Annotated in this window: 11 protein-coding genes; 2 read left to right on the top strand and 9 right to left on the bottom strand. The window is 61.9% G+C overall.

Going from position 1 to position 11,832, the window contains the following annotated elements:
- Positions 1-840: 840 nt before the first annotated feature.
- Entirely contained in the window at positions 841-1,551 is a 711-nt protein-coding gene (locus tag NLI84_RS10895; RefSeq protein WP_255990121.1) for a DUF2971 domain-containing protein, read from the bottom strand.
- A 358-nt stretch (positions 1,552-1,909) separates the two neighbouring features.
- On the opposite strand from NLI84_RS10895, the gene NLI84_RS10890 reads away from it, so the two are divergent.
- Positions 1,910-2,275: a 5-carboxymethyl-2-hydroxymuconate Delta-isomerase gene (locus tag NLI84_RS10890; protein ID WP_255990120.1), complete on the top strand. Its 366-nt coding sequence runs from the start codon at positions 1,910-1,912 to the stop codon at positions 2,273-2,275.
- 69 nt (positions 2,276-2,344) lie between these two features.
- Here NLI84_RS10890 and NLI84_RS10885 read toward each other — a convergent pair whose 3' ends face one another.
- From NLI84_RS10885 to NLI84_RS10850, 8 genes are all read right to left on the bottom strand, one after another.
- Positions 2,345-2,875, bottom strand: a complete 531-nt coding sequence (locus tag NLI84_RS10885) for a hypothetical protein (protein ID WP_255990119.1) — start codon at positions 2,873-2,875, stop codon at positions 2,345-2,347.
- A gap of 62 nt (positions 2,876-2,937) precedes the next feature.
- Positions 2,938-5,976, bottom strand: coding sequence for a two-component regulator propeller domain-containing protein (locus NLI84_RS10880; RefSeq protein ID WP_255990118.1), 3,039 nt, complete (start codon positions 5,974-5,976; stop codon positions 2,938-2,940).
- A gap of 200 nt (positions 5,977-6,176) precedes the next feature.
- Positions 6,177-7,124 (bottom strand): hypothetical protein, encoded by a 948-nt coding sequence (locus NLI84_RS10875; RefSeq protein ID WP_255990117.1) that lies wholly within the window; start codon positions 7,122-7,124, stop codon positions 6,177-6,179.
- 6 nt (positions 7,125-7,130) lie between these two features.
- On the bottom strand, positions 7,131-7,457 hold the full coding sequence (locus tag NLI84_RS10870; protein WP_255990116.1) for a hypothetical protein: 327 nt from the start codon (positions 7,455-7,457) through the stop codon (positions 7,131-7,133).
- 80 nt (positions 7,458-7,537) lie between these two features.
- On the bottom strand, positions 7,538-7,879 hold the full coding sequence (locus NLI84_RS10865; RefSeq protein ID WP_255990115.1) for a YciI family protein: 342 nt from the start codon (positions 7,877-7,879) through the stop codon (positions 7,538-7,540).
- A 57-nt stretch (positions 7,880-7,936) separates the two neighbouring features.
- The gene (locus tag NLI84_RS10860; RefSeq protein WP_255990114.1) at positions 7,937-8,575 is read right to left on the bottom strand and encodes a hypothetical protein; all 639 of its coding nucleotides are present in this window, start codon (positions 8,573-8,575) and stop codon (positions 7,937-7,939) included.
- Positions 8,576-8,586: 11 nt separating this feature from the next.
- Positions 8,587-9,453 carry a hypothetical protein gene (locus NLI84_RS10855; RefSeq protein WP_255990113.1) on the bottom strand — a complete coding sequence of 289 codons (867 nt, stop codon included), beginning with the start codon at positions 9,451-9,453 and terminating at the stop codon, positions 8,587-8,589.
- A 120-nt stretch (positions 9,454-9,573) separates the two neighbouring features.
- Positions 9,574-10,590, bottom strand: coding sequence for an SMP-30/gluconolactonase/LRE family protein (locus NLI84_RS10850; RefSeq protein ID WP_255990112.1), 1,017 nt, complete (start codon positions 10,588-10,590; stop codon positions 9,574-9,576).
- A 97-nt stretch (positions 10,591-10,687) separates the two neighbouring features.
- On the opposite strand from NLI84_RS10850, the gene NLI84_RS10845 reads away from it, so the two are divergent.
- Positions 10,688-11,602: a LysR family transcriptional regulator gene (locus NLI84_RS10845; protein ID WP_255990111.1), complete on the top strand. Its 915-nt coding sequence runs from the start codon at positions 10,688-10,690 to the stop codon at positions 11,600-11,602.
- The last annotated feature ends 230 nt before the right edge of the window (positions 11,603-11,832 follow it).

The raw sequence follows: 11,832 nt of genomic DNA, 5'->3' as shown, positions 1-11,832 counted from the left end.
GGTCTACGCAGTGATGCCGCAGCGCAAGCACCTCCCACAGCGGGTGAGGCGGTTTGTGGATCATTTGAAAACTGCTTATGGGGCGGTGGGGTATTGGGATTAAGGGGGCGTAGCGCTTTCAGCGCGTGTTGGGGCGATTTGCGCCTGCGGCGCGGTGGTTTAGGTGCGCGTTCCGCCGCGCCCACGGGTTCATTTCTTTTGCTTCGCCAAAAGAAACGAACCAAAGAAAAGGCGACCCCGTATCCGCGCCGGCTTCGCCGGTTCCCTCACTGCGGACAATCGAGTCGGCGCCTGCGGGACTCGGCCTACGGTCTCAAACATCCTCGGCGAAACCCCGCCCCGCTTGTTCCTCGCTCGGCGCTCCTGAGGGGAGTTCGGGTGGTACGCCGTGATTTGCTGGCAAGTTCTCCGCTCTTGAGCACCACGGTTCCCCCTTCGTAGAAGTGGGTGGGGGGGGATTGTGCAGGCAAACGGCTTGCTGTGAATCGTTCCGCAAATGTGGGCGCTTGCTTTTTTCCCCTTGGCCAGCGCCGAAGGAGCGGAGCGAGACCTAGGCTCGCGACCGACTGAGGGCAGCCCGGAGGGCCGCAAGGCGGGGTCGCCTTTTCTTTGGTTCGTTTCTTTTGGCGACGCAAAAGAAATGAACCCGTCCGCCGGGCGGAACCGGTATCTAATCAACGCGCCGCAGGCGCAAAATCTTTTTCGTCGTTAATTAGAAAATAAATCGTGCGCTATCCCCAATCTTCTACGGGACATTTCGACATTCTTGTCGCTCTGTCCGTACTGTGAAGCGAAAAAGCCCAGCATCGACCGGGCAGGAAGAAGTTTAATGAGTAAAGCTTATGTGCGATACGGAACATTTGATTCGATGACAGGAACAATCCCGTAGCCCGAAGCCTTAAGGAATCGTTCTATGCTCTTTCGCGTAAACTCTTGATCCTTCCCTGGCCCAACTGTCACCTTGGTTATTGGCAATGGCCCAGCACCTTTGAGTACGAAGTACGGGACGAGAACATTGTCACGAACACGAAACTGGATGAAATCCGGGGCGGGTTGCTCACTGTACACATAGCGCCACTCGGTTTCGTCTTTGAATCCGACGTGCTTAAAGGCTGCGGCCGCTGATCGCACCACTTTGGCCAAGAGCAGGCGTCGTTGATTTTCGTTTGTGATAAACGACCCCATTCTCTCTATTAGCCAATCGACACGCGCTTGTATTTCAGTTGCTGCTTGACCATGGTCGCCGACCTTCGAGTAAATAACCTGTTGGAATTCCCCTCCGATCTCACCAGTCAACTGTTCGAGGCCTGCGAGCGAGAGTTCGATGCTCACTCCCTGGCCTTCGCAGTAGCCGCGCCAATGGGTCAAGCTATCTGTGTCGGTACCAAAGCACGTAACGTAAACATCGGGTGGGGTTTTGAGGTAATCCTCCACGACATCATTGAGCACTGGGAGGAGCTTTGATTGATTCCAACCATGAAAGCGCGATGACTGTTGAATAGCGTCCTTTGCAGCCCTCAATCCGTGCACAAGCTCTTCACGGTCGTTCAAAAATGCTGCGTGGGATACAAAAAGTGAATGATTTCCCACAATTCCTTGGAGCCCATACAGACTTGTGTAGTGCACAAGGGTAGGGTCTAGGCCGAGTTGAGCGTACGAGTTTGCCATGTAGTTACGACCGATCAGGAGTAAGTGAGCAGGAGGCCCAGAAATCAGAGCAAAAACCTTAACTCAAAGTGTATTTCTAAAACAAGCATTGTTGTACTTGACGGCTTACCAGTGGATATATGAGGACTGAACTTCGGGAGTGGGCCACGATTTTTTAAAAGTGCGATCGATCCCGCCGATTTTCGGCTTGTGGTACAGACCCCGCGCCCGCATCTCCCTAGCTCCCCCTCCGGAGCCTCCCATGCCCCACCTCACCCTCGAATACACCCACAACCTCCCCGATTACGATGCCCATGCCGCGCGGCACACGTTGGCGCAGGCCATGTTCGAGTCGGGCCTGTTTGGCGAGGCCGACATCAAGGGCCGGGCGCATTGCCTGGCCACTTACCTCGTTGGTACTTCCGATACCGAAACGGCGTTTGTCCACCTACAGGTGGCGTTGCTCTCCGGCCGAAGCGCGGAGCAGAAACAGGCACTGGGCCAGCGGTTGCTGGCGGCGCTGCGCACCACGCTGCCGGAAGGGCACGGTGCGGTGCAGCTCACCATCGATACGCGGGATATGGATAGGGAGAGCTACGCCAAGGCGGTGTTGGCTGTCGTTAGTTGATCGGGCGTAGCGGCTGGAGGAGAGCGCGTTGAGCCCCGGCTCCCGCTTGCGCAGTCCGGCTGGCGCGTTTCAATCCTGCCTAGGGTTTGATTCGGCTGCCCTGGCCGGCTTTTCTTTCAAGACTTCGTTAATGCCTTCAAAGGCAAGGGGCGGGTTTGGCGAGGCGCCATGCTGGGCGCCCAGCCTGAGCGACAGGGCACCATCCGCCACCGAGACACCCAATACCGGCATGTGCACCAGGCGCGCGGAATGGGTCCACAACGCGACCCCGGCGGCGGTTGGTTTGCCGTTGATCCAGAGGACAAAGCAGTGGTCGGCAATCTGCCTTGCCCGATCCGATGCGGGGGTGGCGGCATCGCCCAGTGTCCAGGTCGCTGTCGCCGGATTCCAGAAGGCGATATCGGCGTCGTCGATACGGTCGCTGATTTTGGCGCGCAGCGCTGCCAGCTTCATCTCGCTGTGTAGCGCCGGTTGCGCGCATTGCCCGGCATCGGTCGCGCCGATCGCCTCGGTGATCCACAGCGACAGGCGCGGTGTTTCGGCCGCTGCCTGCGCAGAGCAGAGTACGGCCGCTGGGATGAGTATTTTCAGCAGTTTCATCGATTTGCACTTATGAAGTTGCATGCAGGCTGTCGCGGCGGCGCGGCGCGTCCGCAACCGCCTCAATCCTGCAGAACGACCAGCCCATCACCGCGGTCCAAACCGTTTTTCGCGGCGATCCACTTGCGGCCCTGCTCATCGATCGCGATAGCCTGGATGGCGTCTCCGCGCAGCGCGTTGTCCGTGTTCTTTCGGTTGTACTGGGTCCAGCGCAAGCCGTCGAAGCGGAACAATCCGTCGCTGGTTCCCACCCATTTGATGCCGGTCGCATCGATTGCGATCGCAGTGATGTTTCCAGCCGGGGCGCTGCGGGCGGTGATCTTCTCGTCGTAGCGCGTCCAACCATAATTGTTGAATCTGACGAGCTCTCCCATGGCACGGTACGAGAGGCTGGCACTGGTGCCTATCCACTTGTTGCCCTGTGGGTCGATGGCGATGGAAGACACATAGTTCGTGAGTGCGCGGCCGGTGTTTTCCGGGGTGTAGGTGGTCCACGCGCTACCGTCGAATCGGGCAAGGCCGCCATCCTTGGCGCTGGAGAGCGGTTTCTCGGGGGCCGTTGCCACCCAGATGCTGCCATCGAGGTCGACCGCGATCGCTTTCACATTGTTTGAGGGCAGCCGGCCGCCGGTGTTGTCCCGGGTATAAGACGTCCAGGTTTTCCCATCGAAGCGTGCCAGCCCGCGATCCGTGCCCACCCACTGGTGGCCATTCCTGTCCACCGCCACAGCGCGGACATCGGCCGAGGGCAGGCCGCGGCCGGTATTCGCGGGGGTATAGGCAATCCAGCGCGTGCCATCGAATGTGGAAAGACCGCCTTCCTTGGTATGGTCGTCATAAGTGCCTATCCAGACGCTGCCGGCCTTGTCCACGGCGATGCTCTGCACCTTGCCTGGCGCCAATCCCTGGCGGGTGCTTTGCGCCGTATAACGGGTCCAGCTCGTGCCGTCGAAACGCGATAGCCCCCGGTTACCACCTATCCATTTATGGTTGCGGCCGTCGATGGCGACGACGTTGACGGTGTCGTCGAGTAGCCCGTCGTTCGTGTTGTCGGGCGTATAGTCGGTCCAGCCCTCATCGAACCGTACCGGGCCGTAGCTGGTGGCCATCCACTTGCTGCCTTGGGCATCGATGACGACCGAATTCATCCGGGAGGGATTATCCACCTGGTGTGTCGGGTGGCGATGGAAGGTCCAGTTGCCGTCCTTGAAGCGGAAAAGGCCTTCGTCGGCGGCGATCCAGATATTGCCCTGCTTATCCATCGCCGCACCCTCTGCGTAGTACTCCTCATTGGTATTACCGATGAGTTGCTTGGGCTTGGGATAGGCTTTCCAGCTGCGGCCATCGAACCTGGCAATCTGGGCGAGCTGCACGGCCCAGACATCTCCGTTGGGCGCAAACAGGATGGATTCGGGGCCGTATTGCGGGCCGGTCGTCGAATTCTGGAATTCGGGATCGCTCTTTTTGTAGCTGTGCGTGCTGGCGTAGAGCGTCCAGGTCTTGCCGTCGAACTTGGACATGCCTACCCAGTGGCCGACCCAGATGTTTCCCTGGGGATCCACCGCGATGCTTCGGGGCGCATAACCCAGCAGATGCCCGGTGTTTTCGTACGTGTACGCGGTCCAGGTCTTGCCATCGAAGCGGGCGACGCCGGAGCGGCCATCGGTGCCCGCTGTGGCCACCCACAGCTGGCCGCGCTGATCGACGGCCATGGCCTTGATCGTATTGCTGGCCAGCGCGCCGCCGGTATTGTCCGTGTTGTAGTGGGTCCAGCGCTTGCCGTCGAAACGGAACACCCCATCGCTGTCGCTGCCTACCCAGGTGTTTCCCTGTGCATCGAACGTAATCGCCTGGAGTCTATGCGCGTGCAGCGCGCCGTTGGTATTGGCTGCGTTGTATCTGGTCCATTTTTTTCCTTCCAGCATGAACAAACCGTAGTAGCCGCCAAACCACAGACGGCCACGCGGATCGATCGCCACGGTCAAGAGGCTTGCATCCACGCCACGTTCCTCGTGGATGGTCCACGTTGGCGCCGGTGCCTTGCGCAGCTTTGCCAAGAGTTCGGTCGCGCCGGATTGCTTGTTTGTGTCCTCCGCCAGCTGGGTGAGCAAGCGCAATACCCAGTCGCGCTCTCCCGGCCTGGTCGGCGCATAGCGGTTTTCCGCGAGCAGCCTGCCCATGCCCAGCGCGCCGGCGCCCCAGCCAAAAGGCGCTAATGCGCCTTCCCTGTACATCTGCCATGCCTCGGGCACCGATCCGGCCTTCTCCAGTATGCCTCCGAGGATGGCGTAGCAATCGATGTCGTCCTGGGCAATGCCTTCCCTGGCGATCTTCGCTGCAGCTTCGGCGGAAGCTGGAACGCCGATGCCATTGAGGTGATGTCGGGCCAGTTCGGCAAATGCCGGCAGATAGCCGCCCGCAGCGGCGGCCTTGAGCCACGGCAGATAGTCGGCAGGCGGTTTTTTCAGATCCAGCTTCAGGGTCAACGCGAGGTTATACATGCCGTGCGCGTGCTTGGCCGCGGCAGCTTTGCGGTACCACAACAGTGCGGTATCGAGGTCCGGCTCGATGTCTGGTTTGCCCGATACGTCATACAGGCGGCCGATAAAGGTATAGGCACGCGGCTCGCCGCGTTCCGCCGCCTTGCGATACCACACCAGCGCGGCCTGTTTGTCCTGTGCGACGCCGCGGCCATACTGATACGTCAATCCCAGATTGAACATCGCCTTGGCGTTTCCCGCCTCGGCTGCGGCGCGCATGGCCTGCAATGCGTTGTCGTCCCCCGGCCAGAAACCCAACTCGTAGCCATTCATCAGGTAATACTGGGCTCGGCCATCGCCAGTGTCGGCCACAGCCTGCATCCCCGAAAACGCCGTCGCCATGCGCTTGGCGCGCATCTCGAGCAATGCCTGCTTGAAGCGGGCATCGGTGTTGCCGGATTTGGCCAGCTCCGTCAGCTTGCGCGCGCCGGCGGCGTCCCCGTCGCGTGCGGCTGCATAGGCTGCCGCCACCGCATCGTTGTCCTGAGCCTGCAATGCGGGCGCAGCCAGCACTGCGAGCAGCGTGATGGCAGCCCACGATTTCAGCAAAGAGGTATTCATAGAGTTATTTGAAAACGCACGTGATTGTTCAGAAGAACCCGGTGTCATCTTCACCGATATCCCCGGGGGATACAACGCGTGCCTGCGATGGCCCCACATATAGATGTCGTTTTGCAAATAGAGGCCGTTTCCTGCCAGGGGCGGGGACAATTCCCCCAGGAAATCAATTGCGTTTCGCGCTGGCGTTTTCTTTGTATTGCCTAAGCCGATACGCCGCTTTCATTCGCTTGCAGGTTTGGTGCATTGCCGCGCGTGGAGCCCAGCAAGGCCATCAGCAGGATCGGCCACTCCAGCCAGGCATGGGCACCTGCGGCGATGCCATAGAGCGACCGTGCCGCGGCATAGTCATGGGCGAAGTAGATCAGCAGCGACGCCACCGCCAGGCACGCGGCAATGCAGATGGGCGTTGTGATCACGGGTCTGGCCACGCGCCGCGTCTCGGCACTCGACAGCAGATGGATGACGCAGTAGTAATGCAGGCACTGCGCAAGGACGATGGCCGACAAGAGCGCAGCGCGTTGATCACCGCCCCAGCCCACCGGCCATAGTCCATCGAGCAGTCCGAGATACTGCTGCACTGGTGCCGGGGCGGAGCCGCCGTTCCAGCCACTCAATGCAACGATCAGGGGCAGCGCGAAAAGGCCGCTGATGTACCAGGCGAGTGTCTGGGCCGGCGGATATTGACGCGCCATATCCCACGCCATGAGCACCGGGGTGAAGTTGTGCGCCACGCCGAGCAACAACAGCACCCAGAGGATATGCCCTTCCTGCAGCAGGTACAGCATGGCTGAGGCCATGATCAAGCCGGCAATGCGCACGCGCCAGCCCGCGCCTTTGGGGGCAAGGGCGACGAGCACGGCCAGCAGCAGCAAAGTCAGCAGATCGATGATCTGGCTCGATGTGGCCAGGAAGTGGCCTGACCAGGTTGCGCCACGCGCACCGGCCTGGATCAGCAGCACTGTCCATAAGCCGAACCACCATCGCGCCGGCCATCGCGCGGCATACCGGCTGCGCAAGAAACCCATCTCCCAGATCACATGCGGCAAGCCGAACAGGGCGATCGAGACCAGGTAGAGCGGCAGCGGTAGCCATAAGGCCAGCGCGAGTAGCAGTGTCAGAAAGGTGGCGTGTGCAAGGGGGCGTGACATGGCTGTTCAGCTGCGTAACAAGAGCCAACCGAGGCCGAAGGACGTGGCATTGGCAAGCAATGACCACAGCAAGGTGCGACTGAAGCGGGTGTGCAGCCACCAGTGATACCAGGTCGCTTCCGCCAGGACCACGCCCGCCTCTATCGCCCATAGCCCCTGGCGATATTCATGGGGCGACAGGATGGATGCCATCTTCCAGGCGATGGGGTGCGTCATGGCAGAGGCGAGCACTGCCGCAACAAACACGCGCGAAGTCGGCTGGGACCGTGCCAGCATGACCATGACCGGCACTTCGCAGGCCAGCGTCAGACCGAGCCCTTGTAACTGGTTCATATCGCCTGGATCAAGCCGGGGAGCGGCGTCGGTTTGAATGTATGGTTAGGCTGCACTTTCTGCGTCACTCAGTGCCGCCTTCAGGACTGCTGATCGGACCCGAAGACGCGCAGCTCCTGCTGGCACCGGCAGGCCTGTGCAAGGCGCGCGGCCCACGCGATGGCCGCTTCGCGCGAAGGCAGTTCGAGCACGGTGTAGCCGCCGTTGAGCGGGGGCGCCCATGGGTAGCCACCCTCGGCGATCGAGGCGTCGGCCGCGACGAGCACGGGCGGCACGTCTTCGGCTATGCCGCCGGCGAAGACGTAGACGCCGGCGGCCTTCGCCTCCTCGATCACGGCGTGCGCGGCACGGCCCACCGATTCCAACTCGTTCTCGGGAACGACCATCGCCGCGCTGGGGAAGGAGATCAGGTATTTGGCCATGGCGCCCTTTCCTTGGAGATGGATGACGTTTGCGTAGTGTGTGCGGGGCTTAACGCACTATTGCAGCAGCTTTTGCCACCAACTGGCTGGCGTAAAGCTGCGGGTGAATTCTTCCTTGGGCATGCACTGTATGACCTTGCGCGTTGCCTCGCGGCGGCCCTGATAATAGAACCGCTCCGTTTCGACGATTTCCTTGCATACGCCTTCATCTCGCTGTAGCGCGCCTTTATAAGTCAGCTCCACAGTGCAGGCGCTGTTGATGCTCTTGCCTTTGCAGAACGCATCGGACGGCGTCGGCGTGAGCGGGGTGCAGTTCCACTTTGGCGCCGGCTCCTCGCTTTCATGCGCTGCCTTGCTGCGGCACAGCTGTTCATCGTGTACGAATCCGCCTTCTGGCAACTGGCGCTCGATGGTGACATAGCCCTCGCGTACACAATGCAGATCGATGGTGTAGGTCTTGCGGTTGATGTCGTTATCGCATCTGCCATTGCCGCCGCCGGCAAAGGCGGTGCCCGGGATCACGCAGGCGTCGCCGCTTTTCTTGCCGGCGCAAAAATTGTCGTAGCGATCAAATGCCTTGGGGTTGTTGCGCAGCCGCTCTGCCGCCGAGGCAGCCTGTGGCGGAAGGACGTCGGCAGCGGCCTGCCCGCAGTAGCAGGCCCATAACGCCGGGATCAGGTAAATGAATATGCGCATCGTCGTGCTCCTCAGCATGCTGGCGTGGGAACGGCTTTGATCTTGAACTGGATGGATTTCGCGCCAAAGCCGCTGCCTTGCTTGACTGTCACCGTGGCGCTCTTGGGATTGCGCGTTCCGGCAAAGAAGAGCTTCACTTCGGGTTTGCCGCTGACCTTCTGCACCTGCTCAACGCGGATCAGCTCGAAGCCGGCATCCGCAGCGGATGATGCCGTCCAGCCGTCGGACACGCTGCCGGGCAGCGTCACTTCGATGTTGTCGTAGGCATCCACCGTGGCCGTCTGCATCTCGCCCTGGCCCAGCGTCAGGGCGATTGCCGGGCGCAGCGCCTGCTCGGTCGGCGATGGATAGTTCAGCGTGAGCTTCATGGTTTTCGCCCAGCCTGAGGGCGCGCTCATGCGCACTTCGCTGATGCCAAAACTCGATGCATAAATATGCACCCAGCGGAATTTCTTCGCGTCATAGGGAATGTCGCGCCATCTGGGCACCACGTCGCGCGACGCCCGCATTTGCTCATGGCTGGCCTCGCCGAAAAGGGTCAATGGCGGCAGCGCACCTTGCTCGATGTGCTTGAGCTCGACCGTGGCGTCGATCGGCAGCAAGAACGACGTAATGGAGCCGATCTGCGCCTGGGATTGGGACGGCCAATGCTCGGTGGTGTCGCCGACGATGGGGTAGTAGCGAATGTTCTGGTGAAGTTGGGCCTCGCCAGCGGCAATGCAGGCAACTGCCGGGATCGGCGCGATCAGGAAGGCAGCAAGAATAATGGCCGGGACGGCTTTCATCATATTTATGGGTGCTAGGGATGATAGACAGCATGCGCGATAAAACTGAATGCATGCAAATGGCCGCTTTAAGACGCGCGGCCAGTCTATCAAGTATTGCTTGCCATGCCTCGCGGCAGACGGTTGATCACCCGGCTGGCGAGGCCCAGCGCAGCTCGCTGGCGAGTGCGCGATAGGCGCGGGGTGGCTACGTCCAGGCAGAGCTGGCCGCTGTCAATGGACCGGACGACGCTCGCTGCCTGTTGCGAGCGGGATGGACTGCACGGTGAACGGCACCTGATCCGGAATCGCGTTCGGGTTCTGGGCGTGGCGCAGCAAGAGATCGTATTTGGATTCGATGAACCACACCCGGCCTCGCGCGTACGTGCCAGAGGAGGGCGCGTCGAGCCCTTGCACCAGCGTGCGCAGTTCGGCTATTCCGTCGGTCAGGCGCAGCCGGGTGACGGTGCCTTCATTGCGTCGCTCGCCAAAGGCGTTGCTCTCAAAGACCAGGAGCTCATCTTGGCCTATCACCCGCAGTGCGTCGGCATTGCGCAGCGGGCGCGGCATGTCCAGCCGCGTGCTGGCGCCCGCTGCACCATCCGCACCGATATCGATGCGCCATAGCCAGGGCACGGCGGCGACGGCGCTCAGGTAGAGCCGATCACCATCGAGGGCAATGCCGTTGAAGGTGAAGCGCTTGCCGTTCATTTCCAGCTTGGGGCTGTCGGCCAAGAGCTCAGGCTGATCGAGCCAGACCGAGAGTGCAGTGTCCCTGGGTCGCAGTCGCAACACGCGCGGATGGTAGGAATCGGTGAGATAGACCGTGCCGGCGCCATCCACCACCAGGTCATTGCAATAGCCTTCGTCCGGCAGCGGGTAGCTCGCCTGCGTTTCGCCGGTGGCGAGGTCGTAGCGCTTGAGCGCGCTGGGCGTGGCGGGCACCGTGGTCAGGCCCAGGTTGCCCGAGCACACCCACAGTGCGCGCCGCGCCTCGTCGATGGCGAGGCCCTGCGTGTTGGCGAGTCCACCGCTGCCGGGCGGCACCAGCTGCCGAGTGGCGCCATCCGGGCGGACGCGCACCACGGCGCCCTGGCGCCAGCTGCCGATATAGAGCGTGCCATCCTGCGCGGCGGCCACGCTTTCCGGGTACCAGTCCGGCGGCAGCATATGGGCGTTGGGCGCGGCGAGCGTGACGGTGCTGGCGAGCAGGCCGGCGATAAAGGGGATGCCAGTGAGGGGGAGGCGCATGTCGCAATCCGGCTGAGGAGATGCGTCCTATTCTTTTCTGATTGGGGTTCTTGATAAAGAATGTACCGATTCGATCAGTCACAAGCATGAATTGGGAATGGACCAGCTGACCAGCATGGCGGTATTTGTCTGCGTGGCCGAGCGCGGCAGCTTTGCCGCGGCCGGAGCGGCGCTACGGCTTTCGGGCACCATGGTGGCCAACCATGTGGCGGCGTTGGAGCGGCATCTGGGCGCTAGCCTTATCCACCGCACCACGCGGCGCCATGCGCTCACGGCCATTGGTGCGGCGTATCTGGAGCGCTGCCGCGATGTGCTCGCCAGCGTGTCGGCGGCCGATCGCGTGGCCGACCAGCTCACTGCCGAGCCCAGCGGCCTGTTGCGGGTGACCGCGCCGGTCACCTATGGCGTGCACAGGCTGACGCCGCTGGTCGCTGCCTACCAGCAGCGCTATCCGGCGGTGACGGTGGAGCTCAACCTCAACGACAGGCTGGTGGATCTGGAAGAGGAGGGCTACGACCTTGCGATCCGCTCGGGCGAGCCCGCCAAGGATAGCCCCTTGATCGCGCGGCTGTTGCAAACGAGCCGGATGCGCATTGCCGCGAGCCCCGCTTACCTGGCCCGCGATGGCGTCCCGGACCATCCGCAGGCGCTGGCCGGGCACCGGCTGCTCGGCTTTTCTCCCTGGGGCGATACGCCGCAGCTGCGTTTCAGTCGCGACGAAGAGACGGTGGTCGTGTCCTTCAAGCCCAGCCTCACCATCAACAACGGCCAGGCGCTGCTGGTGGCGGCGCTCGCCGGGCACGGCGTGGTGGTGCAGGCAGATGTGCTGCTGGACGAACCGATCGCGGCGGGGTTGCTGGTGCCATTGTTGCCCAATTGGTTGCTGCCGCAGCGGCCTATCTATGCGATGCGCAAGCCGGATCGCGTGCCGGGCGCGCGGGTACGCAGTTTTGTCGATTTCCTGCTGACTGAATTTGCTGGGGAGCGGGAAGAAGATCGGGCGACATCATGAATAATGCCGCTCGTCCGGATTGGAACGAGCGGCATCGTGGTGCGGCTGCCGGCACCCGGGCTTGAGGTGCCGGCGGCTTGCGCTGTTGGCGCAAGCAGGCGGGTTGCTGGCAATGCGGCGGGTGCGGGATGGTCCGCCGCGCCAGCAATCCAATCGGGTACAGCCGGCGCTCGCTGCATCCGCCCGGTTTGCGGGTGGGCCGGGTGAATGACGCGAGCGCTTTACTGCAA

This window comes from Chitinolyticbacter albus, from assembly GCF_024437655.1.
GTDB classification, from domain to species: Bacteria; Pseudomonadota; Gammaproteobacteria; order Burkholderiales; family Chitinibacteraceae; genus Chitinolyticbacter; species Chitinolyticbacter albus.
The sequence above is the reverse complement of the archived record's forward strand: the minus strand, read 5'-3'. Positions and strand labels throughout refer to the sequence as shown.